Source organism: Haloferax sp. Atlit-6N, from assembly GCF_003383195.1.
GTDB classification, from domain to species: Archaea; Halobacteriota; Halobacteria; order Halobacteriales; family Haloferacaceae; genus Haloferax; species Haloferax gibbonsii.
Window position 1 is genome coordinate 583,047 of the sequence record NZ_QEQJ01000001.1, and the last position, 24,893, is coordinate 607,939.

At 68.2% G+C, this 24,893-nt stretch carries 26 protein-coding genes; 13 read left to right on the forward strand and 13 right to left on the reverse strand.

Annotated elements, in window-relative coordinates; translation table 11 throughout:
• Nucleotides 1–27 precede the first annotated feature (27 nt).
• Nucleotides 28–1,104 carry a phytoene/squalene synthase family protein gene (locus DEQ92_RS03000; protein ID WP_050458907.1) on the forward strand — a complete coding sequence of 359 codons (1,077 nt, stop codon included), beginning with the start codon at nt 28–30 and terminating at the stop codon, nt 1,102–1,104.
• A gap of 222 nt (nt 1,105–1,326) precedes the next feature.
• Entirely contained in the window at nt 1,327–2,175 is an 849-nt protein-coding gene (locus DEQ92_RS03005; protein WP_004977455.1) for a heme-copper oxidase subunit III, read from the forward strand.
• Nucleotides 2,176–2,414: 239 nt separating this feature from the next.
• On the opposite strand, the gene DEQ92_RS03010 is transcribed toward DEQ92_RS03005, so the two are convergent.
• A complete protein-coding gene (locus tag DEQ92_RS03010) occupies nt 2,415–4,073 on the reverse strand; it encodes a TrkA family potassium uptake protein (protein WP_004977458.1) in 1,659 nt (552 codons plus the stop codon).
• 53 nt (nt 4,074–4,126) lie between these two features.
• Here DEQ92_RS03010 and DEQ92_RS03015 point away from each other — a divergent pair, with 53 nt between their 5' ends.
• Together DEQ92_RS03015 and DEQ92_RS03020 are read left to right on the forward strand one after the other, a co-directional pair.
• A complete protein-coding gene (locus DEQ92_RS03015) occupies nt 4,127–4,477 on the forward strand; it encodes a hypothetical protein (protein WP_115804736.1) in 351 nt (116 codons plus the stop codon).
• Nucleotides 4,478–4,643: 166 nt separating this feature from the next.
• Nucleotides 4,644–5,459: a CDP-alcohol phosphatidyltransferase family protein gene (locus DEQ92_RS03020; protein ID WP_115820398.1), complete on the forward strand. Its 816-nt coding sequence runs from the start codon at nt 4,644–4,646 to the stop codon at nt 5,457–5,459.
• Here the strand turns inward: DEQ92_RS03020 and DEQ92_RS03025 are convergent, their stop codons facing one another.
• Nucleotides 5,460–6,365 carry a hypothetical protein gene (locus DEQ92_RS03025; protein WP_004977462.1) on the reverse strand — a complete coding sequence of 302 codons (906 nt, stop codon included), beginning with the start codon at nt 6,363–6,365 and terminating at the stop codon, nt 5,460–5,462. It abuts the gene before it with no gap.
• Between the two features lie 162 nt (nt 6,366–6,527).
• Between DEQ92_RS03025 and DEQ92_RS03030 the strand changes: the two genes are divergently transcribed.
• The gene (locus DEQ92_RS03030; protein ID WP_115820399.1) at nt 6,528–8,738 is read left to right on the forward strand and encodes a hypothetical protein; all 2,211 of its coding nucleotides are present in this window, start codon (nt 6,528–6,530) and stop codon (nt 8,736–8,738) included.
• A 285-nt stretch (nt 8,739–9,023) separates the two neighbouring features.
• Here DEQ92_RS03030 and DEQ92_RS03035 read toward each other — a convergent pair whose 3' ends face one another.
• Nucleotides 9,024–9,329, reverse strand: a complete 306-nt coding sequence (locus DEQ92_RS03035; RefSeq protein ID WP_004043804.1) for a hypothetical protein — start codon at nt 9,327–9,329, stop codon at nt 9,024–9,026.
• Nucleotides 9,330–9,561: 232 nt separating this feature from the next.
• On the opposite strand from DEQ92_RS03035, the gene DEQ92_RS03040 reads away from it, so the two are divergent.
• The 3 genes from DEQ92_RS03040 to DEQ92_RS03050 all read left to right on the forward strand — a co-directional run bounded on the left by DEQ92_RS03040 (nt 9,562) and on the right by DEQ92_RS03050 (nt 11,839).
• Nucleotides 9,562–10,893: an adenylosuccinate synthase gene (locus DEQ92_RS03040; protein WP_004977464.1), complete on the forward strand. Its 1,332-nt coding sequence runs from the start codon at nt 9,562–9,564 to the stop codon at nt 10,891–10,893.
• A gap of 122 nt (nt 10,894–11,015) precedes the next feature.
• Nucleotides 11,016–11,201, forward strand: coding sequence for a methytransferase partner Trm112 (locus DEQ92_RS03045; RefSeq protein WP_049905248.1), 186 nt, complete (start codon nt 11,016–11,018; stop codon nt 11,199–11,201).
• A 56-nt stretch (nt 11,202–11,257) separates the two neighbouring features.
• Nucleotides 11,258–11,839 (forward strand): hypothetical protein, encoded by a 582-nt coding sequence (locus DEQ92_RS03050; RefSeq protein WP_050458903.1) that lies wholly within the window; start codon nt 11,258–11,260, stop codon nt 11,837–11,839.
• A 40-nt stretch (nt 11,840–11,879) separates the two neighbouring features.
• Here the strand turns inward: DEQ92_RS03050 and DEQ92_RS03055 are convergent, their stop codons facing one another.
• Both DEQ92_RS03055 and DEQ92_RS03060 read right to left on the reverse strand, forming a co-directional pair.
• Entirely contained in the window at nt 11,880–13,043 is a 1,164-nt protein-coding gene (locus tag DEQ92_RS03055; RefSeq protein ID WP_004977467.1) for a DR2241 family protein, read from the reverse strand.
• Nucleotides 13,043–13,921, reverse strand: a complete 879-nt coding sequence (locus DEQ92_RS03060; protein ID WP_004977468.1) for a CbiX/SirB N-terminal domain-containing protein — start codon at nt 13,919–13,921, stop codon at nt 13,043–13,045. The genes DEQ92_RS03055 and DEQ92_RS03060 overlap by 1 nt, the downstream gene beginning before the upstream one ends.
• A 190-nt stretch (nt 13,922–14,111) precedes the next feature.
• On the opposite strand from DEQ92_RS03060, the gene DEQ92_RS03065 reads away from it, so the two are divergent.
• From DEQ92_RS03065 to cysS, 3 genes are all read left to right on the forward strand, one after another.
• Nucleotides 14,112–14,606, forward strand: a complete 495-nt coding sequence (locus DEQ92_RS03065) for a hypothetical protein (RefSeq protein ID WP_004977469.1) — start codon at nt 14,112–14,114, stop codon at nt 14,604–14,606.
• Between the two features lie 66 nt (nt 14,607–14,672).
• A complete protein-coding gene (locus DEQ92_RS03070; protein WP_115820400.1) occupies nt 14,673–16,511 on the forward strand; it encodes a globin-coupled sensor protein in 1,839 nt (612 codons plus the stop codon).
• Nucleotides 16,512–16,629: 118 nt separating this feature from the next.
• Complete coding sequence (gene cysS, locus DEQ92_RS03075; RefSeq protein ID WP_115804733.1) at nt 16,630–18,114, forward strand: cysteine--tRNA ligase; 1,485 nt, start codon at nt 16,630–16,632, stop codon at nt 18,112–18,114.
• Here the strand turns inward: cysS and DEQ92_RS03080 are convergent, their stop codons facing one another.
• Together DEQ92_RS03080 and DEQ92_RS03085 are read right to left on the reverse strand one after the other, a co-directional pair.
• Nucleotides 18,115–18,588: a hypothetical protein gene (locus tag DEQ92_RS03080; RefSeq protein ID WP_004977472.1), complete on the reverse strand. Its 474-nt coding sequence runs from the start codon at nt 18,586–18,588 to the stop codon at nt 18,115–18,117.
• A gap of 78 nt (nt 18,589–18,666) precedes the next feature.
• Nucleotides 18,667–18,951, reverse strand: coding sequence for a DUF357 domain-containing protein (locus DEQ92_RS03085; RefSeq protein ID WP_050458899.1), 285 nt, complete (start codon nt 18,949–18,951; stop codon nt 18,667–18,669).
• A 141-nt stretch (nt 18,952–19,092) separates the two neighbouring features.
• On the opposite strand from DEQ92_RS03085, the gene DEQ92_RS03090 reads away from it, so the two are divergent.
• Nucleotides 19,093–20,142, forward strand: a complete 1,050-nt coding sequence (locus tag DEQ92_RS03090; RefSeq protein WP_004977474.1) for an NAD(P)/FAD-dependent oxidoreductase — start codon at nt 19,093–19,095, stop codon at nt 20,140–20,142.
• A gap of 64 nt (nt 20,143–20,206) precedes the next feature.
• On the opposite strand, the gene DEQ92_RS03095 is transcribed toward DEQ92_RS03090, so the two are convergent.
• The 4 genes from DEQ92_RS03095 to DEQ92_RS03110 form a co-directional block, all read right to left on the reverse strand.
• A complete protein-coding gene (locus tag DEQ92_RS03095) occupies nt 20,207–20,392 on the reverse strand; it encodes a hypothetical protein (RefSeq protein ID WP_004977475.1) in 186 nt (61 codons plus the stop codon).
• Nucleotides 20,393–21,226: 834 nt separating this feature from the next.
• Complete coding sequence (locus tag DEQ92_RS03100; protein WP_115804731.1) at nt 21,227–21,409, reverse strand: hypothetical protein; 183 nt, start codon at nt 21,407–21,409, stop codon at nt 21,227–21,229.
• 217 nt (nt 21,410–21,626) lie between these two features.
• Entirely contained in the window at nt 21,627–22,835 is a 1,209-nt protein-coding gene (locus DEQ92_RS03105; RefSeq protein ID WP_115820401.1) for a TIGR04347 family pseudo-SAM/SPASM protein, read from the reverse strand.
• Nucleotides 22,832–23,161, reverse strand: a complete 330-nt coding sequence (locus DEQ92_RS03110) for an Htur_1727 family rSAM-partnered candidate RiPP (protein ID WP_394325146.1) — start codon at nt 23,159–23,161, stop codon at nt 22,832–22,834. Before DEQ92_RS03110 ends, DEQ92_RS03105 begins: the two co-directional genes overlap by 4 nt.
• Nucleotides 23,162–23,234: 73 nt before the next feature.
• Here DEQ92_RS03110 and DEQ92_RS03115 point away from each other — a divergent pair, with 73 nt between their 5' ends.
• Entirely contained in the window at nt 23,235–23,744 is a 510-nt protein-coding gene (locus DEQ92_RS03115; RefSeq protein WP_049905249.1) for a halocyanin domain-containing protein, read from the forward strand.
• A 96-nt stretch (nt 23,745–23,840) separates the two neighbouring features.
• On the opposite strand, the gene DEQ92_RS24390 is transcribed toward DEQ92_RS03115, so the two are convergent.
• Both DEQ92_RS24390 and DEQ92_RS03120 read right to left on the reverse strand, forming a co-directional pair.
• Nucleotides 23,841–23,975: a hypothetical protein gene (locus tag DEQ92_RS24390; protein ID WP_004977481.1), complete on the reverse strand. Its 135-nt coding sequence runs from the start codon at nt 23,973–23,975 to the stop codon at nt 23,841–23,843.
• Nucleotides 23,976–24,069: 94 nt separating this feature from the next.
• A complete protein-coding gene (locus DEQ92_RS03120) occupies nt 24,070–24,711 on the reverse strand; it encodes a helix-turn-helix domain-containing protein (protein WP_004977482.1) in 642 nt (213 codons plus the stop codon).
• Nucleotides 24,712–24,893 lie beyond the last annotated feature (182 nt).

Here is a 24,893-nt window from a genome sequence, read left to right on the forward strand (position 1 = left end):
CCCTTCCGTAATACCGGTACGCTTCGAATGTCTCGACACGCCGATGCCCGGCCACCGGCAACTGATGACGACCTCGATTGGTGTCACGATGCAGTTCAGGGGGTCTCTCGTACCTTCGCCCTCACGGTCGACGTCCTCGACGAACCGATGGCGTCGCACATCTGTATCGGATATCTCCTCTGTCGAATCGCCGACACCGTGGAGGATTCGTCTTCAATCGCGCCCGACGAGCAGGCACACCTCCTTCGACTCTACGACCGCGCGCTCGACCCCGACGACGACACCACCGTCGACGAGTTCGTGAGCGCAGTACAGCCGCACCTCCCCCCGGAGGGCGAACAGTCCGACGACTGGATGGTCGTCGCCAACACCGCTCGGGTCTTCCGGACGTTCGAGGCGCTTCCGGAGGACGTGCGGGAGGCGGTCACGCCGCCGGTCCGCGAACTCGTCTCGGGCATGGCGATGTTCGTCGAACGCTACTCCCAGACCGGCGGGCTCCGCATCCAGTCCCGCGAGGAGTTAGAGGAGTACTGCTACTACGCCGCCGGCACCGTCGGCAACCTCATCACGAACCTCGTGACCCGCGGCAACGTCGACAGCGAGCGCCGCTCGCGGCTCTACGACACCGCCGAGGAGTTCGGCCTGCTCCTCCAGCTCGTGAACATCGCGAAGGACGTTCACGACGACTACACGGCGGAGAACAACGTCTACCTCCCCGCCGACTGGCTCGACGACGCGGGCGTCCCCCAAGAGGAGGTCGTCGCCCCCGAGCACAACGACCGGGCGGCCTCGGTGGTCAAGCGGACCGCCGACCACGCCAAGTCGTTCCTCGACGACGCCCAGACCTACCTGGAGACGGTGCCGCTCCGCGAGGGCAACACGCTCGCCGCGTGGGCGATTCCGTTCCTGCTCGCGGTCGGCACGCTCCGCGAACTCGTCGCCAACCCCGAACACGCGGTGACGGGTGAGGGGGTCAAAATCTCCCGCCAAGAGGTGTTCGCCGTCGTCTCCGAGATGAACGGCGCGAGCGCCGAGTCGCTCGCCGAGATGCGCGAAATTATCTCGCGCCAGCCGTTCCACCGAGCGACGACGAACGCCGACTGAACGACGCAGAGGCGCTGTCGGTCGGGCCCGGTTCTGTCTCGCTTCTCTTCTCGCGTCGCTTCGCGCCGAGCGCCGCCGAACGCGCCGGCAGCTTCGGGTCTCGCGAGCGCCGTGTTTCGCACCCGCGGCGGTCGCCGTCGGAACCGCGGTCCGAGACCCATGCGGTCCCGTGACGAACGCAGTTTGGGAGGATTTTTAGTAACCCAAGCATAACGGGCGTCTATGAGTACCGAAGAAGCACACGACGACCACGGCCATCACCTGCCGGCGGTTCAGGACTGGCCGCGCGGCTTCGGCGAGGCGAGCTGGTGGCCGTTCGTCACCGCCGTCGGGGGCGCGGGCATCTACGCCGGTGCCGGGCTGTACGTCATGGCACAGGACGGAATCGTCGGCCAGACGGCAGGCCCCGCCGTGTTCATCGGCAGTATCTTCCTCTTCCTGGCCGGACTCTACGGCTGGTTGTACCACGCGTTCGTGAGCCACTTCTGGTCGCGCGACGCGAGCCAGAAGAGCGCATCGAAGCTCCGTTGGGGCATGATTGCCTTCCTCGGCTCCGAACTCGGGACGTTCGGCGCGCTGTTCGCGTACTACTTCTTCATCCGCGCGGGAACGTGGCCACCGCAAGAGCTACCGCATCTCACCGGGTCACTGGTGTTGGCTAACACCGCCATCCTCATCGTGTCCAGTTTCACGCTCCACTGGGCGCACGTCGCCATCCGCGAGGAGAACCACCGTAACTTCATCCTCGGCCTCGCCGTCACGCTCCTGCTCGGCGTGATATTCATCGGCGGGCAGGTCTACGAGTACTACGAGTTCATCGTCCACTCGAACTTCTCCATCACCGACGGCATCTTCGGGTCGGCGTTCTACGGCCTCACCGGCCTGCACGGCCTCCACGTCAGCCTCGGCGCGGTGCTTCTCGGTATCGTCTTCGTCCGCGCGCTCCGCGGACAGTACTCCGCCGAGCGTCACGTCTCCGTCAGCACGGCCTCGATGTACTGGCACTTCGTGGACGTCGTCTGGATATTCCTCGTCGTCGTCCTCTACGTCGGCGCGGAAGTCGGCGCGTAACCCCCGTCGCCGCGACGCGACGGCGACCGATTCTTTTTTAATCTACTCCTCCGAGAGCCACGGACGCCGGCACGTCCTGTCGAGGGATGGTAACGGGCGTCCACTGCCATGGGTTGTTCGGACCACGTCCTCGGACGCGACGTGGACGTGTCGGACGTCTCGACCGCCGAGCGGCGGGTCCGGTACACCGACCGAGAGCCACGCCCACGTCCGCGACCGTAACCCTCGCCCGCGACCGCTCACCCGAACTGTTCGTTGAACCGGTAGATGTCCTCGTCCACGCCGGCGACGATGAGGTCGTCGTCGGCCTCGACTCGGAACTCCGGGCCGATTTCGGTGACGAGCGCGCCGTTTCGCTCGACGGCGATGACGGTGCAGTTCGTCCGAGCGCGAACGTCGGCCCCGGCGAGCGTCCGTCCCACGAGGCTGGGCGCGTGGGTCCGGACGATTTCTATCTGCGACTGGGGCGCGATGACCTCCTCGTCGAGGACCGTCGAGGCGAGCATCCGGCCGGCGACCGTCGACAGCGCGAGGACGTAGTCCGCGCCGGCGCGGTAGAGTTTGGCGATGCTCTCGGTCTCGTTGGCGCGGGCGATGACCTCCGTCTCCTCGGAGACGCGCTCGGAGACGAGCGTGGCGAACACCGCCGTCGTGTCGTTGTCGAGCGCGAGAAGGACGCCGCGAGCCTCGGTGACGTTCGCCTCCGAGAGCGTCTGCGGGTCGGTGATGTCGCCGACGAGGTCGACGCCGGGTTTGTCCCGCTTGTCGACGACGAGGTGCGGGACGCCGGCACTCGCCAGCGTCTCGGCCGCGGTCGAGCCGACCTCGCCGTACCCGGCGACGATGACGGTCCCGCGGCGAAACCGCCGCGCCGACGACAGCGTCAGCGCGCGGAGCTCTTCGAGCTGCTTCTCGCGGCCGACGACGAGCAGGATGGTGTGCTCGTCGATGACGGCGTCCGGGGCGGGCGGGGAGACGAACTCGCCGGTGAACCACGCGCCGATGACGTTGACCCCGGTGACTCCGCCGATGCCGCTCTCGGCGATGGTCCGCCCCTCGACGGGGCTCCCGCGCTGGACGAGCAGCTCCGCGACCTCGAAGTCCTCGCCGATTTCGATGGCGTCGCCGAGTTCCGAGGAGATGGACGTGGTCGCCTTGCCGGCGAGGCTCTCGCCGAGCAGTCGGCGCGGGGAGACGACCCGGTCGGCTCCGGCGTAGCGGTGGTAGTCGGCGACCTCGGGGTCCTCGATGAGGCTGACGACGCGGGCGTCGGGAGCGGCCTGCTTGGCGGCGAGGATGATGCTCGCGTTCGTCTCGTCGTCGTCGTCGGCGACGATGGCGAGCGCCTCGGCCGCGTTCGCGGCTTCGAGCGACTCGATGGCCTCGGGGTCGCCGTGGACGACCTCGTAGCCCTCGCCGTACAGTTCCTCGGCGCGGTCGCGGTCGGCTTCGAGAATCACGTAGGGCACGTCCATCGAGTCGAGTTCGTCCACGAGGGCGTCGCCGCGGGGGGTGAACGTACAGATGACGACGTGGTCCGTGCGCGTCGAGGTCGTCGGCGGCGCGGTCCGCAGGGCGTCTTCGACGAGCGGGACGAGAAACAGCGGGAGCGTGAGGAAGACGGTCGTGACGCCCGTGAGCTGCATCAGAATCGACAGCATGAGCAGCGGCGGGTGGTCGACCCAAAACCGGGTCTGTTCGCCGTAGCCCGTCGTCGTGAACGTCTCGACGACGACGTGGACCGCCTGCAGGAAGGTGATATCTTCCCCGGCGAAAAAGCCCGCCGCCCACTGGTAGGCGATGGAGAACGCGAGCATCAACAGCCCGGCTCCCGCGAGATAGCGACCGAGTCGCCGCTTCGCCTTCGACAACCCGGGGCCGTCGCCCGAAATAGACATAGTCGGGCTATGAGCGCCGGTGGCTAAAAGCGTCCTGACGCGGTAGTGCTCTCATGACCCGCCGACGGGACGCCGCGCTCGCGGGGTCGGTGCTCGTCCCCGCCGCGGTCGCGGCGGTCCTCCTACGGACGCCGGTGACACCGGGGCCGGTCCTCGTCGGCGTCGTCGGGGCGCTCGCGCTGGAAGCGGCGCTGTCGCTTCGGGCGTCGAGCGTCCGCGCGCTGTGGGAGCGACGAACCGTGCAGGCCGCCTCCGTCGCGGTCGCCGTCGTCGGAACCGCCCTGGGTGCCGTCGTCTTCGGACGCGCGACGCTACTCGCCGTCGCGGCCGGGCTCTCGACCTATCTGTTCCTCCTCGCCGCGGTCGAACTCCGGAGCCGTCGCCGAGGAGATAGCCGCCCGTGAGTCGGTCCCGCCGACCTGTTACGCGAGGAATACTTAACCCGCGCCCGTCCACCAGTACGGGTATGTGTAGCACACCGTCCGACAGCCGAGGCGACAGTCCGCGACCGTGACGCTCTCGGGGAGCAGCGGGGGGACTGCTCGGACGACCCGCCGGACGAGACGCCGCGTGCTCGAAACCGGCGGCGCGGCGGCAGCGGCCACGCTGGGGTTCGGCGCGCTCCTCGCGACCGAGTGGGTGTGGCTCGTCTCGCGCGCCGAGCCCTCGCCCGAGACCGCCGCGGCGACGTGGGCCGCCGGAACCCTGCTCGTCGTCGTCGGCCTCTGCGCGTACGCCTACGCGAACGCGGACGAGAACGTCGCGCCCGGCGGCGGAGCGACCGAGTCGGAGCCGGGGCGACCCTACGACGGCCTCGGGCTCCCGACCGCTGTCACGCTCGCTCGCGGCTTCCTCGTCGCGGGCGTCGCGGGCATCGCCGGCGTGGCGCTCTACGGGCCGCTGAGCCCGTCGTGGGCGTGGGCCGCCGCCGTCGGCTACGGGGCTGCGGCCGCGCTTGACGCCCTCGACGGAGCGCTCGCCCGCCGACTCGACCGCGTCAGCCGACTCGGCGCGCGACTCGACACCGCGGTCGACGCCTTCGGCCTCCTCGTGGCCCCGCTGGCCGGCGTCTTCCTCGGAGAACTCGCGTGGTGGTACCTCTCGGTCGGGGCGGCGCGGTACGTCTTTCTCCTCGGCCTCCGGCTCCGCGAGCGAGCGGGCCGACCGACATTCGACCTCCCGCCTCGCGCCTCGCGGCGCGTCCTCGCCGGCGTCCAGATGGCCGTCGTCCCGCTGGCGCTCGCTCCCGGCGTCTTCGACGCGTGGATGCCCCTCGTGACCGGCGTCGCGGCGGCGGCGCTCCTGCTCGGGTTCGCTCGGGACTGGGGCTACGTCTCGGGCCGGGTCGGGAGAGAAGGCGACGGAAACGCGTCAGTTCCGGAGTAATCAGTCGAGTTCGGCCAACACGTCGAGGTTGTGGGCGACGTACGCGAGTTCGTCGCCCGCGAGGTCGTCGTGCCGGGCCTCGAGCCACCCGTCGAGGCTCTCGCGGTCGACCGCAGCCGACTCGCCGACCGACTCCTCGACGAAGCCGAGGACGCGGTCGAGGAAGATTCGCGCCTCGTCGTCGTGCGGCGGGTGGACGACCCAGTCGGAGCCGCCGGCGGCGACGACCGGCGCGCCGAGGTCGGGAAGGACCGAAAGGAGGTCGGAACCGGTGTCCGGCCCCGCGCGTTCGCCGCCGCGCATCGTCTCGTGATACGCGCCGAGAACCGCGTCGTCGTCGGGGTGACTCGGGCGGAACGCGGTTCGGCCGTCGAACGTGATAGGCGCGTAGAAGAGCCCCTCGTCCGTCAGCCGCGAGAGGAGCGCGTCGACCGCGCGGCGGAGCGGGAGCACGTCGAGGACCGCGTGCGCGACCACGAGGTCGATGGCCTTCGGGAGGACCGTCATCGCCTCGAAGAGGTCGCTCGTCACGTAGGTGAGAGAGACGCTGCGACCGTGGCGCTCGATGCGGAAGCCGTCGGGCGTCGGCTCGGCGGTCCAGCCGGCGGCGCGCGCCCACTTCGCGAACGCCGCGGCCGCGTGGTCGGCCATCCCGCGCTTCCGGTCGACCATGACGTACTTTATCTCGTCGTGCGCGTCGAAGACGCCCCACGAGAGGAGTCGCCGACACATCGCGCCCGTCCCCGCGCCGACGGAGACGACGCGAAGCGGCTGTCCCGACCGCGACTCGGCGCGCGCTTCCAGCCGGTCGATGAGACTGGCGAGGGTCGGTCGGTGGAGCGCGCGGTCGTCCACCGACTCCTTCGCGCGGAGGTAGTGGACGAACCGGTCGTCGTGGCTGGTCACGACCGCCCCGTCTCGGCGGACTCGTATAACCGTTCTCCCGACGCCGGCCCGACGGGTGCGAGCGAATCGGTTACAGTGGGCACGCTGAAGTGTGAACTGAACGAAACGTTCGCTCGATTCGCCCGGAAAGTATTTGATTCGGTTCCGGTGATGTAACCCCAAATGGATAGCGAGATTATCGACGCGGTGACCGGGTGGGACTCCGCGCCCGCCGGACGAGGCTACGGTGGCCTCCGGTCGCTCGCGGACGACGGCTTCACAGGAGCCGTCGTCGCTGGCATGACGTGGGGATTCATGCTCAACGGCCGTCTCCTCGGCGTCTTCGACGGGACGGTCGCGGATTTCGAGGGTGAATCGTTCGAGGCGCACCGCGCACCGGACCCGGCGCTGCCGCTTCTGTACGCGATGCGGGAGACCGGCGGCGACATCCGCGCGCAGTACTACACCGAGGAGACGCCGCTGGGGGACGCCGACGGAACGCTCTCGGCGGGCGGCTTCACCGGCTACGTCGAACTGTCCGAGAACGTGCTCTCGGGCGACTACTACGTCGTCTACCACGGGGGGAAGTCGATGAGCGCGGCCTTCGTCGGCAACAGCAAGCGACTCGTCACCGGCGACGACGCGTTCGAGCGCGCGAGCGACGAGGTCGGCATCTACAAAGTCTACGACGTGGACCTCGACCTCGTCGATATCCCGGAGCCCGAGTCCGACGAGGACGAGGACGCCGCGGGAGTCGCCGCGGCGGGCGGCGAGGCCGACGTGACGGACACGTCCGAAGAGCCGGAGACGCCGACGACCACGACCGCGGACGAGCCGAGTACGACCGCGGCAGCCGACGACGTCGCGTCGGAGCGCGCTGCCGACGGCGACGACAACCCCGCCGACGGGGAGCCGGAGCCAGCGACGGCCGACACCCCGGCGAGCGCGGAACCCCCGGCCGAGACCGCGGCCGACCCGGAGCCATCGACGCCCGGCGACGACGGCACCGAGACGACCGACAACCCGTCCGCGGGCCCCATCGAGTCACAGTCCCCGGAGCCCACCGAGACAGAGGCGGCAGCGACGGACCGGCCGGCGTCCGACGAACCGGCCTCGCCGATGTCCGAGGGGCCCGTCGTCGCCGACGCCCCGCAGAAGAACGGGGAAGCGTCGTCTCCGGACCCGCTCGCGGAGGACGGCGCGACCGACGACGACGTGTTCTCCGCCGAGGCGCAGTGGCGGAACGCCCGGTCGATACCCTCGCTCGACCCCCGCGACGCAAAGGGCGAGGCCGTGGACGACCGCCCCGGAACCCCCCGAAGCCGTCGGGGGAACACGACGCAGGCGACGCATCACCGTCCGTCCCGGAGTGGGACGGGCGGCGAGGCGCGACCGTCGCCGAAAGACCAGTCGAACCAGCAGCAGTCCCAGCCGACCGAACAGACGCCGGACGAGCCCGCCGTCGACCCGGCGGAAGCCGAGTCGCTGAAAGAACGAGTCGAGGCGCTGGCGACCGAGCGCGACCGGCTCGAATCCGAGCGAAACGCCCTCCGCGAGGAGCGGGACGAACACCGCTCGCGCGCCGAGGAGCTCGAAGACCGCGTCGCCGAACTCGAATCCGAGGTCGAACGCCTCCGCGACCGGCTCGACGAGGCGGGTGTCCGGTCGACCGACCGGTCTATGTCGGCCGACGAGGCGCTCCGCGGGACGAACCTCTTCGTCCGCTACGCCCAGAAAGGGCAGGCGACGCTGGAGAAGGCCCACGACGGGCAGGCCTCCCGTGAGGAGGTCATCGAGAACCTCCGGCTGGAACACCACACCACGTTCGACACGGAGGGGCTCGGCATCGACGGCCAGCCCTACGAGGAGTTCCTCCGCGGGACGCCCGAGTACGGCTTCGCCAAGTGGGTCGTCACCGACCTGCTCTACGAAATCGGCGAGACGGGCAACCGGTCGAGCCTCGCCGGCGTCTTCGACTCGATTCCGAAGGCCGACCGAATCGAGCTGTACGGGAGCGTCTCGGTGCCCATCGGCGACGGCGAAACCGAGTCGCGGCAGTTCGACGTCATCGTCCGCGACCAGATGGGCGAGCCGCTGTTCGTGGCGAACTTGAACGACTCGCGGGACCCGGCGACCCAGCCGATGGTCACCCAACTCATCAAGGACTCGAAGGCCGTCGCCGACGCGAAAGAGACCCTCGGCTCGGCGTTCGTCGTCACGAGGAGCTTCTTCGAGCCGGAGGCGCTCGAAGCCGCCACGGCCGAGACCGGCGGCGGCCTCCTGAGTCGGTCGAAGCGCAAGAGCTTCGTGAAGCTCTCGCGGAAGCAGGGGTACCACCTCTGTCTGGTGGAGGCCCGCGGCGGCGAGTTCCACCTGAACGTCCCCGACCTCTGAGTCGGCGACGGCTCGCGTCGACCGGCGCCGTCGCTGTGTTATTTTTCGTTCTCGCGTTCCGCTCGGCGGTCGCGCGCGAAGCGCCGCGGCTGTCGACGTTACTGAACGATAGTGAAACGACCGCGGCGCTCGGAGCGCGTCCGCGGCGAGTGTCCGTGGTGTCGTGTCGGAACCGTTCGGTACCGACTGAATCGAAGCGCAGCTAACGCGGTCGGTCCGATGTCGTGCCCGGAAAGACTCGTCGGACGAAACAGGATAGAACGACCGCGTGCGCCTGAAGTGTGGTTAGTTCTCGATTTCGGCCGCTTCCTCGATCTTCATCGATTCGAGTTTGCCGACGATTTCGTCGAGCTTGTCGTCGAGTTCGTCGACGAACTCTTGGGTGCGCTCGGTGGTGATTGCGCCCTGGCTGGAGGGTTCGATGAGGTTCTCTTCTTCGAGAACGCGGAGGGAGTAGCGGACCTTGTGGTGCGGGTAGCCTGTCTCGTTGGACATCTTCACGATGCCGATTGGCTCACTTTCGATGACCATCTTCAGGACCTGGAGATGGCGCTCCAACATATCGACTTCCTTCTCAAGTCGGTCTATCATGCCATTTGTTAACTCTTCTTGGGAGGCTTTAAGCCTTGCCCTCCGGGTCGGCGAATAATGAGATAACGCGACCTTAACGAGGACACTAATTAACCGTTGTGTTATCCGTCGTCACGCCAATGCGTGTTCATGGCGTATTCTTCGGCGACGACTCGATAATTAGGCACGAATGTGCATTGCTCGTCGGCCGCGACCGTAATCTGTTTAGTGCGGCGCGGGGAACGGCCGACGTATGACTGTTACCATCGTCGGTTCGCAACTCGGCGACGAGGGCAAAGGCGCGCTCGTCGACCTGTGGGGCGGCGACGCTGACATCGTCGTCCGCTATCAGGGCGGCGACAACGCCGGCCACACCGTCGTCGAAGACGGCGAGGAGTACAAGCTTTCGCTCGTCCCGAGCGGGGCCGTCCGCGACAAGGTCGGCGTCCTCGGAAACGGCTGTGTCATCAACCCCCGGACGCTGTTCTCCGAGATCGACGACCTCCGCGAGCGCGGCCTCGACCCCGACGTGCGCCTCGCCAAGCGCGCGCACGTCATCATGCCGTACCACCGCCGCCTCGACAACATCGAAGAGGAGGCGAAGGCCGACTCGGACCTCACCGTCGGCACGACCGGTCGCGGCATCGGCCCCACCTACGAGGACAAGGCGGGCCGCCGCGGCATCCGCGTCGGCGACCTGCTCGATCCCGACGTGCTCCGCCAGCGACTGGAGTACGTGGTTCCCAAGAAGAAGGCGCTCATCGAGGACGTGTACGGCCTCGAAGCCGGCGAGGAGTGCGACGTCGAAGCGCTCGTCGAGGAGTACACCGAAATCGGCCGCCGCCTCCGCGAGGACGACATGGCCGTCAACTGCGGCGACTTCCTCGCCGAGCGCCGCGAGGCCGGCGACAACGTGATGTTCGAGGGCGCACAGGGCACCCTCATCGACATCGACCACGGGAGCTACCCGTACGTGACCTCCTCGAACCCGACCGCGGGCGGCGCGGCCACCGGCACCGGCGTCGGCCCGACCGTCGTCGGACAGGGCGAGGTCGTCGGCATCGTCAAGGCCTACCTCTCCCGCGTCGGCGAGGGCCCGATGCCGACCGAACTGAAAGACGACGACCGCGAGGAGGAACTCGCCGACTTCATCCGCGAGAAGGGCGGCGAGTTCGGCACCGTCACCGGCCGTCCGCGCCGCATCGGCTGGCTCGACATGCCGATGCTCCGCCACGCCGCCCGCGTCAGCGGGTTCACCGGCATCGCGGTCAACCACCTCGACGTGCTCGCCGGCCTCGACGAGGTCACGGTCGGCCACGCCTACGAACTGGAGGGCGAGGAACGCCTGACGATGCCCGCGACGACCGAGCGCTGGGGCGAGTGCGAACCCGTCCTCAAGGAGTTCGACACGTGGCCGGAAGTGGACTGGGCGGCGGTCGCCGAGGAGGGTTACGACGCCATCCCCGACGCCGCACAGGACTACCTCGAATACCTCTCGGACGAACTCGACGTGCCGATTTACGCCGTCGGCGTCGGCCCGGGCCGCGAGCAGACGGTCCACCTCGAAAACCCGTTCGACAACTGAGCCTCGACGACCGGCCACCGATTCGCGGCTGACGCGACTGCGGCGGCCGTCCCCTCCGCCGAGCCCGCCGCGACGGCGGCGAACCCGTACGCTTTTACTTCGCGCAATCCACCGTCACGACGATGAAAGAATCCCTGATGGACATCCTCTGTGACCCCCTCGACAAGAGCGAACTCGAGCTGGAAGTCGACGAGCGCGACGGCGACGAAATCCTCGAGGGGCGGCTCATCGGTACGGTCACCGGCGAGGTGTACCCCATCGAGGACGGCATCCCGAACCTCCTGCCGCCGGACATGCGCGACGACTGAGGCGCGCACCTCATCGGACCTGAACGTTTTTCTATTCTCGTATCGACGGTGAAGCCGTGTCGAACGCGCCGCTCACCGTCACGCTGAACGACGAGCGCCCCCACGACCTCTCGGTAGCGCCGTCGTTCGCAACGAACGGCCCGTTCTCGGTCGAACTCGTGAACAAGGGACAGGCGGTGCACGTCCACCTCCACATCGACGACGAACTCTCGCGCGCGGCGAGCCTGTCCGAAGGAAATCACTTCGTCGACGGCGGCCAGACGAAGCACGTCGAGGTGTTCGTCACCCCGCCGCCGGAGCCAGTGTCGGGGAAGCTGAAGATAGTCTCCGGCCACGGCTCGGAGACGAGGTACGTCGACGTGACCGTCGAACCCGGCGAGGGCGGCAAACCGCCGGTCGACGTGGACGAGACGCTCTCGAAGCCCAAGCAACCCGACCCCGAGCCGAGCGTGACCGAAAGCATCGCCGACGTGTTCCCGAGCGTCGACCCGCGGGCCGCCCCGCTTTTCGGCCTCGCGCTCGTCGCGCTCGTCCTCGCGGTGGCGCTCGCGTCGGTGTTCGAGAGCTTCGCCATCACCCTCGGTGCCGGCGTCGTCGTCGGCGGCGTCCTCGCGGCGCTGGTGCTGACGATGCGGTGACGAAATCGGAAAACGAAACGCGGAGCGCTCGCGGCGCGACCTACTCGTCGTCGGACGCGTCGGTCGGGACGCCGCCGAGGTTGCCCTCGTCGTCGAACAGTTTCGCGCGCAGGAACCGCGCCCGGTAGCGGTTCGCGCCCTCGTACACGTCGCCCTCGCGGATGTCGTCGGTGCGGTCGTCCGCGACGGCCTCGATGATATCTTCGACCTGTTCCTTCTCCGAGGGCGTGAGTTCGAACTCGTACGTTTGGGTCCCCTCGCCCTCCAGCCGCGTCCACTTTCGGGACGCCGCGATGACGACGGAACACGGCTCGCGGCACGGGAACGCGCCGTCGCCGCCGTCCACGTCGAGGTCGGTGTCGTCGTCGTACTGCCACTCGCGGCGCTTGACGCACTGGCTGTCGTCGCAGCAGGCCTCCGCGACCCAGTCGACGTGCTCGTGGCCGTCGCCGCGGTTCCACGTCTTCACGACGCTGTACATCCCGGTCTGGCGGCCGATGGCGTCCTCCCAGTGGGCCACGTCGAGTTCGCCCCGGCGCTCGCGGTACCAGTTCGGCACCGACGCGGGGTAGAACGTCTCGACGGTCTCGACGAGGTCGCGAGCGTCGAGGTCGGGGAACACCCAGCCGCCGGCGAGGTTGTTGCCGGTCTTCAGCGGGCGATAGCGCCCCTTCTCGTCGTAGGTCGCCAACTGGCGGGCCGCGAGCGGTTCGCGGTAGGGGTCGAGGTCGTCGCGGTCGGCGTCGACCTCGTCGGCGTGGCGGAGTTCGTAGGACCGCTCGCCGTGGTCGTCGACGGTGACCGTGACGAGCAGTTGGCCCCACTCGCGGCTGACCCCGTCTCTGAGGGCGTCGTAGCGCTCGGGGACTGAGGCGGCGTCGCCGTCGTTCTCGCTGTCGTCTCCGTCTCCGTCTCCACCGTCGTCGCCTCCCGCATCGACGGACGCGCCCTCGACCCAGCGGAGGAACGCCCGCCGCTGGGGGCTGGACTCGCCGACGACCTCGGACCAGAAGTACCAGTTCGTCGCGTAGTCGTCGTAGTCGGCGAGGGCCTCGCGGAGACCTCCTTCCGTGAGCCCGTTCAGCGTCGAATCGGCGGTTTCGAGGCGGAATCCGTCGTCGGAACGGGAGACGGTGAACCCGTCGAGGGAGACGCCGTCGCCGGTCGCCGCGGCGTCGACGAGGGCGTCGAGGTGGTGCCCCATCAGTTCGCCTCCTGCGGCGTCTTCCGGGTGCGTTCGCGCACGACTTCGAGGCTGTTACCGATGTCGGCGCCCGCGTCGGCGGCGCGTTCGAGCACCACGTCGGCCATGAGTCCCTCGGTCCCGACCGCGCCGGCGTACCAGATGCGGTGGCCGTCGACCTCGGCGGGCACGTCGTAGCCCGTGCGGTAGTCGTCGGTCAGGCCCATGTCCTCCGGGATGTCCTCCTGGGTGTGGAACCCGTCGGCGATAAACAGCGGGACGACGACCACGTCCTCGGACTCGAAGTAGTCGGTCACGTCGTCGACCTCGGGTTCCTCGTCCATGTAGAGCGCCTGCACCTCGTCGAAGCGGTCCATCTCTCGGATGCGGTCGGCGTGGTACTCGATGGCTTTCGCGGAGTTCTCGTTGCGCTCGGTGCCGTGGCCGACGACGGCGAGGCCGAAGCCCTCGCCGACGTTCGGGTCGCCGGTGACCGTCTCGGCGCGGCGGACCAACACGTCGGTCATCGCCGCGTGGGTTCCGACCGGCCCGCAGTAGTGAATCGTCTTCTCGGGCACGTCCGTCGCGGAGAGGGTGACGTGCGACGCCGACAGGCCGTCGGAGTCCCAGTCGGCCACGTCCCACCCCTCGAGGCGGAGTTCGCGCGGGATGACCTGCTCCGTGAAGTAGCCCTCGCTGATGAAAAGCGGGACGACGTACACCTCGTCGGCCTCGACGGTCCGGAGCACCTCGCGAATCGACGGCTCTTCCTTCCAGAAGCCGGTCCGCACCTCGTCGAACGCGCCCACCTCGCGGACCGTGTCCGCGTGGTCGTAGGTGGGGGCGCTCGAATCCGGGTTCAGGTGCGACCCGTGCGCCACGATGACCAGGGCTTGCATGTCCGGGGGTTACGAGGCGACTGTCTTATGGACTTCGCATCGAAGAAAGGAATCTTCGGATTCGGACAACTCGCGTTCGCCACTCGTTCAGGAGACGCGAGACGGGGCGCGGGGAGTCGCGACCCGCGGACGACCGCGACAGCGCCCGGCGAGCGGCGCTTTTTTGCGCGCGCCCGACGACCCGGCAGACATGTCCCTCGCCGCCGACGCTCGCGACGCAGTCCGCGAACGACCGTACCTCCTCGCCGCGCTCCGCGCGGGCGTCGTCAACTACGCCGCCGCCGCGGCCGAACTCGACCTCGGCGACGACGAGGCGGTCGCGGCCGCGCTCCGCCGGTTCGCCGCCGACCTCCCGCCGCTCGAAGCCGACCCCCGAGACGCCGCCGTGACGATGCGAAGCGGCGTCGGCCTCGTGGGCGAGGACGTCGAGGAGACCGACGGCGACCCCGTGCTCTCGGTCGCCGGCGTCGACCTCGCGGGCGGCGGCCCGCTCACGGCTATCATCGCTGAGGGCGAGGTCGACCCGAAAGTCCTCGCCGCCGTCCTCTCCCGACTCGACGCCGAGTCCGTCGTCGTCGACGCCGCCGGCGTCGCGGGCGACGCGCTCGCCGTGGTCGTTCCGCGCCGACAGGGGGCCGCCGCCCTCCGCGTGGTCGAAGCGGCCGTCAGCGATTTATACGTCTGATTTCCGGCTATCAACCGTGATAGCCGGCGGCCGGCGCTTATTACCTCGGAGCCGGTGAGTACGTCAATGGTTTCGCCCAGCCCCCGCGACGACGCCGGGAACATCTCGCTTTCATCCACGGAACTCCTCGACGAGCTCGACCTCGACGCCGACGAGTTGGGCTGGCGGCAGTCGTTCGTCGGCTTCGACGACGAGGACGCCGCGCGCCTCGCGGACCTCCGGGGCGTCGTCGAGGCCCGCGACGAGGCGCTCGTCGACGGCTTCGTCGAGCCGATTCTCGCCAACGAGCGGACGACGGACGTCATCGACCGCTCGAAGACCGACCTCGACGGCCTCCGCGCGGTCGTCTCCGGCTACTACCGCTCGTTCACCGACGGGAACTACGACCGGAACCACTACGCGGCGCGCACGCGAATCGGCCTGCTCCACGACAAACTCGACATGCCGCTGCACTACTTCGGCGGGATGTTCGCCAACGTCACCGGCATCTTCGCGGACGAACTCCGCGAACGCGCCGTCGCCGACGCCACCGAGTCGCTGTCCGGCGACGACGCCGACCGCGTCGAACGCGCCGTCGCCGACGCCACCGAGTCGCTGTCCGGCGACGACGCCGACCGCGTCGAACGCGCCGTCGAGGAGGCGTTCGCCGATATGATGGCCGTCGTCCGCGGGCTCAACCTCGACCGACAGGTCGTCAACGCCACCTACCTCTACTCGTACTCGCTGGACGTCCGCGAGGAGGTCCGCCGAGCCAGGGAGAGCCGCGGGAATCTGGAGTCGGTCGCGTCCCAGCTCCACGAGGAGACCGCCGGCACGAGCCAGAGCATCGCGGAAATCGAGGGGCTGGCGGCCCGACAGGCCGACATGACCGAGGAAATCGCCGCCGAGCTGTCGAACCTCAGCGCGACCGTCGAGGAGGTCGCGGCCACCGCCGACGACGTGTCCTCGCGGAGCGACGAGGCAACCACGCGGGCCGAGGAGGGCCGCGCCGAGGCCGGCGAGGCCATCGACGCGATGCGGCAGGTCGGCGACGACCGCGACGAGATCACCGTGAACGTCGAGGCGCTCGTGGCCGCCATCGACGAGATTCAGGACATCGTCGAGGTCATCGACGAGGTGGCAGACCGGACGAACCTGCTCGCGCTCAACGCCTCCATCGAGGCCGCCCGCGCCGGCGAGGCCGGCTCCGGGTTCGCCGTCGTCGCGGACGAGGTGAAGTCGCTCGCCAACGAGTCGAAGTCGCAGGCCGAGCGCATCGGCCAGATGATAGAGGACGTGACCGACCATATCGAGGACACCGCCGAGGCGCTGTCGTCGGCCGACGAGAACATCGACCACGGCATCGAGCGGGTCGAATCGACCGTCGAGAGCCTCGACGAGATAACCGACTCGGTCGCCGACGTGACCGACGGCATCGACGAGGTCGCGCGGGCGACCGACGAGCAGGCGACGCTCACCTCCGACATCGCCACCTTCGTCGACGACGCGGCGACGCAGGTCGACGAGGTGACCGCGGAGATAGACCGCATCTCCGAGAGCGTCTCCGAGCAGGCCGAACAGGCCGCCGACCTCGACACGGCCGTCGACAGTCTGGACCGCGAGGCCGACCTCGAATCGTTCCGCCGGCGCGCGGAGACGACGACCGACGGCGGCGTCGCGACCAGAGGCGGCCACTACGCGCTCGCGTCGGCGACGAACGCCGACCGCGCGGTCAGCAGAGACACGACACCGACGAACGCGACCGGCGACCGAGTCGGCAAAGCGGGGCCGGCCACGACCGACGGCGATGCGACCGACGGCGACCCGACGGACCGGATTCCGGCGTTCGTCAAGCGACTGCTCTCGGAGGAGACGCTGGCGAAGATTCGTCGCGGCGAGGCCGACCGTCCGGAGTGGACGAAGTAGCGGCGGCGACGGGGGCGACGGCCGCGAGGGTGACGACTGCGAGAGGGAGACGTTTGGCCCCGAGAGACCGACCGCGCTTCCGACGGGTTGAAAGTGGTCCCGGAAGTAGCCGAGTGTGATGACCCTGTCCGTGACCAACACCCTGACGGGAGAGCGCGAGGAGTTCGAGTCGCACGGCGACGAAGTGTTGCTCTACGTCTGCGGACTGACGGTCTCGGACGACGCCCACCTCGGCCACGCCCGCCTGTGGATGCACGCCGACCTGATGCACCGCTGGCTGGCCTACGAGGGCTACGACGTGCGCCACGTCGAGAACTTCACCGACGTGAACGAGAAGATAGCCGCCCGTATCGGCGAGGGCGACCTCGGCGACGACGAGGCGAGCGTCGCCGAGCACTTCGTCGGCGACGTGATTCGCGACATGCGCGGGCTCAACCTGAAGCGCGCCGAGGTCTACCCGCGCGTCTCCGAGCACATCCCCGAGATTATCGACCTCATTCGGACGCTCGTCGACCGCGGCCACGCCTACGAGTCAAACGGCTCCGTCTACTTCGACGTATCAACGTTCGACGACTACGGGAAGCTCTCGAACCAGAAACTCGAGGAACTGGAGTCGCGGGCCACGAAAGACGAGCGCTCCGAGAAGCGCAACCCGACCGACTTCGCGCTCTGGAAGGCCGGCGCGGTCGACCCCAAGACGGCCGCCGAACACCGGAACCCCGACCTCGAACCGCTCCACGAGCCGTGCGGCGAGACGTGGGAGTCGCCGTGGGGCGAGGGCCGACCCGGCTGGCACATCGAGTGCTCGGCGATGTCGATGACGCACCTCGGCGACACCCTCGACATCCACGTCGGCGGCCGCGACCTCGTGTTCCCGCACCACGAGAACGAAATCGCCCAATCGGAGGCGGCGACCGGCCAGCAGTTCGCCCGCTACTGGCTCCACGTCGGCCTGCTCCAGACCGAGGGCGACAAGATGAGTTCGAGCCTCGGCAACTTCTTCACCGTCGGCGACGCCCTCGACGAGTTCGGCGCGGACGTGATTCGGACGTTCTACCTCTCGACGGCCTACGGCTCCGAACAGACGTACTCCGAGGAGACCATCGCCGAGGCCGAAGAGCGCTGGGAGCGCCTCGAACGGGCCTACGAGGCCGCCGTCGACGCGGTCGACAGCCCCGACGCCCGGACGAAAGTCGAGGCGACGGAACTCCGCGACACCGTGACCGAGACCCACGAGCGCTTCCGCGAGGCGATGAACGACGACTTCAACGTCCGCGAGGCGATGGCCGAGCTGCTCGGCCTCGCCGGCGCGGTCAACCGCCACGTCGCCGACGCCGACGAGTACGACTACCGCGCGCTCCGGCGGGCAATCGAGGCGTTCGAGGACCTCGGCGGCGAGGTGTTCGGGCTCTCGTTCGGCGGCGCGGGCGAGGGCGGCGACGTGTCGGTCGCGGAAGACCTCGTGCAGCTCGTCTTGGACGTGCGCGAGGCCGAACGCGATGCCGGCAACTACGAGCGCGCCGACGACCTGCGCGACGACCTGACGGCGCTCGGCGTCGAGGTCGAAGACGGCCCCGACGGCGCGACGTTCCGCTTCGAGTAGTCAGTCGAACCGAAACAGCACAACTGCGAGGTCGTCTCGCGCCGCCTCGTCGGCCGCGGTGCGACCGCCGCCGTTCTCCGAGAGTCCGAGTTCGCGAGCCAACAGGCTGTGCGCCGCGGCGTAGCGGTCGAGCAGGTCCGCGGCGAACTCCCCCGTGACGACCTCGCCGGTCGCGTCCCGCCGCCGGCCGCGGTACCACAGGCGGCACGCCATCGGCCGGCGGAAGTTCTTCCACCAGTTGCTCTCCGCTTCGGGCGTGACGGCGACGAGACCGCCGCCCGCGACGGCGTAGGCGACGGGGAACGTGTACCGCCGGCCGCTCTTGGGACCGACGTAAGAGACGAGCACGAACCAGCGACTGGCGAGTCGATGGAGCGGTGAGCGGAGCACGCGACGCAGAAACGGGTTGGCGAACCGCTGTTCGAGGGTTCGCTGTGCGTCCGAAACGCGGGCGGTGGCGGTCGTCGGGGACATCTGTTCGCGTATTCGTACGACCCCGCCGGAGAAAAACCGGTCACACGCCGAACGGGTGCGAGGCAGGTGCGAAGCGGGTCACATCGTGAACAGGTGCGAGTCGTCCGGGATGTCGAACAGCCCCATCCTGACGCCCGCGTCGAGCCAGCCGTAGCCGTACGAAAACGACGCCAGCGCGTTCACCCAGTCGTCGTCGGCCTTGAAGTGCCGGCCGTCGTCGAGGTAGGATTCGGCCATCTCCAGGCAGTCGGCGGCTGCGTCGCCGAGGTGCGTGTCGTCGGGGACGGCCTGCACCGCCTCGTCGAGCGCGTCGGCGAGCATCCCCTCGTAGCGGTTCGTCTTCTCCTGTAGGTCGGCGGCCATGCGGAGTGATGCGTCGGCGACGGATACCGGTCTTTCGCTCTGTGCGCCGGCGGCGCTGTGGCATGCGTTATCGTGCCGGTGTTGTAGCGCTCCTCGCAATACAGCGAAACCTTAAGACACCGGTGTAGCGAACTATCGGCTATGACAGAGGACGCCGATTCGTTCGTGGAACACAGGAAACTCATCATCGCCGGCTCGGGCATCTCCGGGCTCTCGTCGGCCATCTACGCGGCCCGCTCCAACAACGAGCCGCTGGTGCTGGAGGGCGACGAGCCGGGCGGACAGCTCACGCTCACGACCGAGGTCGACAACTACCCCGGCTTCCCCGAGGGCATCTCCGGGCCGGAGCTCATCAACAACATGAAAGAGCAGGCCGAGCGCTTCGGCACGGAGATTCGCCACGGCATCATCGAGGACGTGGACGCCTCCGAGCGCCCGTTCACGGTCACGCTCAAGAACGGCGACGTGTACACCGCGGACGCCATCATCGCGGCGTCGGGCGCGTCGGCCCGCACCCTCGGCATCCCCGGCGAGGAGAACCTGATGGGCTACGGCCTGTCGACGTGTGCGACCTGCGACGGCGCGTTCTTCCGCGGCGAGAAAATCATGGTCATCGGCGGGGGCGACGCCGCCGTCGAGGAGGCCAACTTCCTCACGAAGTTCGCCTCGACGGTCTACCTCGTCCACCGCCGCGAGGAGTTCCGCGCCGAGGACTACTGGGTCGACCGCCTGATGGAGAAGGTCGACGAGGGCGAAATCGAACTCATGCTCAACACCGAGGCGACGGAGCTTCACGGCTCGCCCGAGGAGGGCGTCGACCACGTGACGCTCGTCCGCAACCCCGAGGGCCACCCGAGCGACAAGCTCGACGACCCCGAGACCGAGGAGTTCGACTTCGACGTGGGCGCGGTGTTCTACGCCATCGGCCACACGCCGAACGCCGACTACCTCGAGGGGACGGGCGTCCAGCGCGACGACGACGGCTATATCGTCGCCAAGGGCGGCTCCGGCGGCGGCCAGACGGCGACCGACGTGCCCGGCATCTTCGCCGCGGGTGACGTGGTCGACTACCACTACCAGCAGGCCGCGACCGCCGGCGGCATGGGCGTGAAGGCCGCCCTCGACGCCGACGACTACCTCGAAGAGCTCGAACGCGAGGAAAAGCGGGCGGCCGCGGGCGCGGCCGAGTAAGGCGAGCGAGCGACCTCCGCGCTCGGCGTTCGGGTTTCACCCCACTCGATTTCTCTTCGGCTCCCTACGTCAGCGACCGCAACAGCCACGCGAGGATGAAGCTAATCGCCACGAAGATGAGGTAGACCCCCGGCGAGAAGCGCACGTCCACGACGCCGACCGCGCCCGCGACCGCCACGGCGAAGAGGACGAGTCCGACGCCGACGAGACCGTTCCCGAGGATGTTCGGGACCCCTCGTTTGGTTTCCATAGCCGCGGTTGGACTCGCCGAAAAATAAGCGTAGGGGGCTCTGTTGAAACCCTCAGTCGCTGATAGTTTTCTGAAGCCGTGCTGAATACAGGGAGCTAGTCGGTCAGGGAAAGCACTTAGGAGAGTAGACATATTGTCGGCCTATGTATCGTCGTGCCCTCCTTGTGACACTCGGATTAACCAGCGCAGGTTGTCTCTCAACGAATGACCCGACTGGGACCACATCTCCGACACCAACGTCGCAGACGGAGAGTGGAGGCTTGACGGCGAACGTTACGACCGTCACATATGATGGGACTGCTGGAGAGAACGAGGAGGGTGTGTCACTGTCTGCCGACTGTGACGCTCAAAGCGCGACACTCACCGGTTGGTTTTCAACCAACAGTTGCCGGACAATCACCATCCAGTCACTCCAATACGACACCGCCGAGAGGCGCGCAGAGCTGGTATTGTATCCACGGTGGACCGAATCAGAACCCCCTGAGAAAGTTGACTGTGCAGGAGCATCGTATCGCTATCAGGTCGAGCTTCAGGCACAGGACCAACTCCCGACAGACCTCAGTGTAGTCTACGAGCGGGCTGACGACAGGTCTTCAACGCAATTCACCGTCCGAAACAGTGAGTGTTCGTGAACAAACTGCCTCTAAGTTCAGCACACATCACCTGACAGGGATTGAGGTGGTCTCAGAGACCGTGCTGAATACATTCTCTGAGTGTTGCACGCTGCTTCTGACAGCATCCAGAGAGATCTCTGCGGTCGTGCTGAATACAGAGCGCATATTCAGCAGTTGCAGCTGATAGTGGAACGCACTTGCAGTACTCGGTGTGAATGGGTTATTCTCTCATCGGGGTGCCGTCCCCCCGCAGGAACCCGTATCCTATCAACAGCATAAGTACGAGGACGCCGACCGATGTTTCAGTCGCGTATTTGAGTCCAATCCCAATCATCAGCAGTAAATTTGCTACCAACAGAAAGAGGGCGGCATCTAGCCGCTTCTGGAGGGCCGTCTCGTTCATAGTGTCGTGTCACGAGGGGAGCGCGATAGTCATGACGGCTGTGAATACCCATCACCGCGCAGTTCGGACAGGACTGACCAGCAGCTCTCTTCCCCATCGAATGGTATCGGACGTCAGTGCTGAATGCACTCTCTGTCTGTGTCACGTATCTCTTGTCAGAACCTGAGGGTTTCAACAGAGCCGCGTAGGGTGCGTTCCCAGCGGGTGAAAGGGAACTTCAGTCGGCCGCGCCCGGACTCGCGTCGGCACCCGCGCCGCGCTCTTCTGGCGTCAGGTAGCACTGCGGGTCGGGACCGAACAGTTCGCCCGTCGCCGCGAGCGACCGAAGCCGCGAGGAGCCGCGGCAGACGTCCTGATACTGGCACGAAGCACACTTGCCGGTCAGATGCTCTTCCCGCTCGCGGAGCTTGGCGAGAAGCGGGTTCGACTCGTCGTTCCAGATGTCGCCGAACGGCCGGTCGCGGACGTTGCCGAGGCTGTAGCCCTGCCAGAACTGCGTGAGGTGGACGTCGCCGCGGTAGTCCACGTCGGCGACGCGCTCGCCGGTCGGGTCGCCGCCGTTGACGCGGAGGTACCGGTGAATCCGCTCGGCGTGCTCGGCGTCGAGTTCGTCCCGGGCGTACTCGACCACGTAGGCGGAGTCGGCGTAGTTGCCGACCAGAAGCGTCTCTATCTCCTCGCCCTCGGCGTGGTACTCGCGGGTCATGTCGAACAGCCGGCGGACGGCGCGGCGCTGGGCCTCGTCGTCGAGGTCGGCGTCGGCGATGTCGCCGCCGCGGCCGCCGTAGTCGAGGTGGTAGAAGCAGAAGCGGTCGACGCCCACGTCGTACAGCAGGTCGACCACGTCCTCCATGTCGGCGGCGTTGTGCTCGGTGATGGTGTACCGGAGGCCGGTCTTGAGCCCCACCGACAGGCAGTTTTCGATGCCGCGGACGGCGGCGTCGAACGCGCCGTCTTTCCCGCGGAAGCGGTCGTTGCGCTCCTCTAACCCGTCGACTGAGACGCCGGCGTAGGAGAGCCCCGCGTCGCGGAGCGCCCGGGCCTTCTCCTCGGTGATGAGCGTCCCGTTGGTCGAAAGCACCGCCCGGATGCCGGCGTCGGTGGCGTAGTCGACGAGTTCGACGAGGTCCTCGCGGACGAGCGGCTCGCCGCCCGAAAACAGCAGGACGGGCACGTCGTAGGCCGCGAGGTCGTCGATGAGCCCCTTCGCCTCGGCGGTCGAGAGCTCGCCCTGTGCGGGGTCGAGGTCGGCCCCGGCGTAGCAGTGTTCGCAGTAGAGGTTACAGCGCCGCGTCGCGTTCCAGACCACGACCGGACGTTTCTGTTTCTCCTCGCGTATCTGGTCGATGTCGGCGTCGGGGTCGTCGTAGCGGAGGCCGTCGCCCTCGGCGCCCTGCCCGCACAGGAGCTTGCTGATGGAAATCACTCGACCGACACCCCGTTTTCGGCACCGCGGGCGGCCCCCGCCGTCTCGCCGTCCGCCGCGTCGCCCTTCGCGGCGAGGTCGTTCCCGCCGAGTCGGAGGAACTCGTCGGCCGGCGCGAGCCAGAGGTCCGCGTCGCCGTCGCCGAACAGCGTCCGCGCCTGCTCGGTCGCGAGGTCCTCGGCGGGCGCGCTCACGCTGCCGACGTGGCGCATCGGCTCGGCCGACGCGTCGCGGTAGAACACTTCCCACTGGCGGCTGCCGTCGATTCGCGGTCGTCGCCTCGGGTCGTCGTCGTCCATGTCGTCGCCTTCGGGTGGAGTGGCCACGCTCGTTTCGCCCGTTTTCAGCGCGTGGGAATCGAAGCTTTAGACTTGTTCGGCCACTCACTACGGCCAGCTAATGACGCAACGGTTCACCCGGCGGTCGGTTCTCCGCGCAACGGCGGCTTCGACAGGTATCGCGCTGTTGGCGGGCTGTTCGAGTTCGTCCGGCGACGGCTCCGGCGGCGCGGACGACGGCGGCGACTCGTCCGGCGGGGAGGACACCGCCGACCGCGAGATGCGGGACTTCGGCGGCTGGTTCGACCGGACGGGGAACTACGACGGCGTCCACGACCTGACGGGACAGGACACCGTCACGGTCGCGGTCGGCGCGGACGGCAACGGCGGCGGCTACGCGTTCGCCCCCGCCGCAGCCGAGGTCTCGCCGGGGACGACGGTCGTCTGGGAGTGGACCGGAAACGGCGGCACCCACAACGTCGTCAACCGCGAAGACGGGCTGTTCGAGTCGGAACTCACCGTCTCGGAGGGCCACACCTTCGAGTACACGTTCGAGGAGTCCGGCGAGTACAAGTACGTCTGCGTCCCGCACGAGACGCTCGGCATGGTCGGCGTCGTCGTCGTCGAGTAAGCGCGCGTCGTCGTCCTCGCGTCGTCGTCCGCGCGTCGTCGCGGGCGAGTGAACTCCTCGCCCCTCAGTCCGCGGGCAGGCCGGCCGGCGTCGGCGTCACGCGGACCGCAGGGCGTCGTTCAGCGGCGCGGTACAGAGGACGCAGCCGGTCTCCCGGAGCGTCCGCATCATCGGCTCGTTGACCCGATAGCGCTCGCCGCACTCGGGACAGGTCACGTCGAACTCGCGCATCGTTGCTCACCGGGTAGCGGTACGCCGCGGAGACCCGAGGGGGCGCACCCTGCATTCGCGGGGGGCTGATACCCCGTCGGCGCGTCTCATCTCGTCACCCCTGAAGGATGGCACCCATGAGCTTCTTTTGCGCCATGGCGAGGTGCTCGGAGAACGTCGAGGTCGTGATGCCGAGTTCGGTTGCGACCTCGCCCTTGTTCGCGCGCCGCGGGTGGTCGAAGTAGCCCATCTCGTGGGCCGTCTCCAGCACCTCGCGCTGACGGTCGGTGAGCTGGCCGCGCTCGACCAACACGAGGTCCCGCGACTCGTCGGACGACGACTGGAGCAGTCGGCGCACGTCCACAGAGCCCGACGACTCTCGAAGGGAGGCGACCACGTCGCGGAGCGTCTCCACGTCGGGCGCGTGGAAGGTCAAAAACAGCGCGCCGTCGCGCGTCTGGACGTCCACGACCGGGCAGTCGAACGCCTCGACGCGCTCGCAGGGACAGCCGATGCCGCCCTCGCGGTCGAACCGGTAGACGCTCCCGTCGCCGTACTCGAACAACTCCTCCATCTCCTCCGGGACCTCGGCGTCGTCGTCGAAGACGAACTCCTCGACGACCGACCCGCGCTCGTTGGGAGCCATGCTCCGCGAGAGCGCGTAGCCCGAGGTGTCGCCCTCGGAGACGGTCGCGACCGGACAGCCGTCCGGCCCCGTCACTTTCAACTCCGCTCTGATGCCCGCTGCGCTCGTCATAAGAGTATGCAGTCGCTCCACCCCCTGATATAAACACCCCCGATACACCGGGCCTTTATATCGTGGTTCGTTTCCCCCGCCGACTGCCGTCGCGCGGACCACGGCGGGTCGCGGGGTGTATAAAGCGCCCCGCATATTCTGGGTGCCCTTCGACGGGCGACGCGGGCTAATCTACGGGCGAG

What these genes read in the sequence shown, in the direction of transcription:
- DEQ92_RS03000 (WP_050458907.1), top strand. Translation starts at nt 28, where the DNA reads ATGTCTCGACACGCCGATGCCCGGCCACCGGCAACTGATGACGACCTC.
- DEQ92_RS03005 (WP_004977455.1), top strand. Translation starts at nt 1,327, where the DNA reads ATGAGTACCGAAGAAGCACACGACGACCACGGCCATCACCTGCCGGCG.
- DEQ92_RS03010 (WP_004977458.1), bottom strand. Translation starts at nt 4,073, where the DNA reads ATGTCTATTTCGGGCGACGGCCCCGGGTTGTCGAAGGCGAAGCGGCGA.
- DEQ92_RS03015 (WP_115804736.1), top strand. Translation starts at nt 4,127, where the DNA reads ATGACCCGCCGACGGGACGCCGCGCTCGCGGGGTCGGTGCTCGTCCCC.
- DEQ92_RS03030 (WP_115820399.1), top strand. Translation starts at nt 6,528, where the DNA reads ATGGATAGCGAGATTATCGACGCGGTGACCGGGTGGGACTCCGCGCCC.
- DEQ92_RS03035 (WP_004043804.1), bottom strand. Translation starts at nt 9,329, where the DNA reads ATGATAGACCGACTTGAGAAGGAAGTCGATATGTTGGAGCGCCATCTC.
- DEQ92_RS03040 (WP_004977464.1), top strand. Translation starts at nt 9,562, where the DNA reads ATGACTGTTACCATCGTCGGTTCGCAACTCGGCGACGAGGGCAAAGGC.
- DEQ92_RS03045 (WP_049905248.1), top strand. Translation starts at nt 11,016, where the DNA reads ATGAAAGAATCCCTGATGGACATCCTCTGTGACCCCCTCGACAAGAGC.
- DEQ92_RS03055 (WP_004977467.1), bottom strand. Translation starts at nt 13,043, where the DNA reads ATGGGGCACCACCTCGACGCCCTCGTCGACGCCGCGGCGACCGGCGAC.
- DEQ92_RS03060 (WP_004977468.1), bottom strand. Translation starts at nt 13,921, where the DNA reads ATGCAAGCCCTGGTCATCGTGGCGCACGGGTCGCACCTGAACCCGGAT.
- DEQ92_RS03065 (WP_004977469.1), top strand. Translation starts at nt 14,112, where the DNA reads ATGTCCCTCGCCGCCGACGCTCGCGACGCAGTCCGCGAACGACCGTAC.
- DEQ92_RS03070 (WP_115820400.1), top strand. Translation starts at nt 14,673, where the DNA reads ATGGTTTCGCCCAGCCCCCGCGACGACGCCGGGAACATCTCGCTTTCA.
- cysS (WP_115804733.1), top strand. Translation starts at nt 16,630, where the DNA reads ATGACCCTGTCCGTGACCAACACCCTGACGGGAGAGCGCGAGGAGTTC.
- DEQ92_RS03080 (WP_004977472.1), bottom strand. Translation starts at nt 18,588, where the DNA reads ATGTCCCCGACGACCGCCACCGCCCGCGTTTCGGACGCACAGCGAACC.
- DEQ92_RS03085 (WP_050458899.1), bottom strand. Translation starts at nt 18,951, where the DNA reads ATGGCCGCCGACCTACAGGAGAAGACGAACCGCTACGAGGGGATGCTC.
- DEQ92_RS03090 (WP_004977474.1), top strand. Translation starts at nt 19,093, where the DNA reads ATGACAGAGGACGCCGATTCGTTCGTGGAACACAGGAAACTCATCATC.
- DEQ92_RS03095 (WP_004977475.1), bottom strand. Translation starts at nt 20,392, where the DNA reads ATGGAAACCAAACGAGGGGTCCCGAACATCCTCGGGAACGGTCTCGTC.
- DEQ92_RS03100 (WP_115804731.1), bottom strand. Translation starts at nt 21,409, where the DNA reads ATGAACGAGACGGCCCTCCAGAAGCGGCTAGATGCCGCCCTCTTTCTG.
- DEQ92_RS03115 (WP_049905249.1), top strand. Translation starts at nt 23,235, where the DNA reads ATGACGCAACGGTTCACCCGGCGGTCGGTTCTCCGCGCAACGGCGGCT.
- DEQ92_RS24390 (WP_004977481.1), bottom strand. Translation starts at nt 23,975, where the DNA reads ATGCGCGAGTTCGACGTGACCTGTCCCGAGTGCGGCGAGCGCTATCGG.
- DEQ92_RS03120 (WP_004977482.1), bottom strand. Translation starts at nt 24,711, where the DNA reads ATGACGAGCGCAGCGGGCATCAGAGCGGAGTTGAAAGTGACGGGGCCG.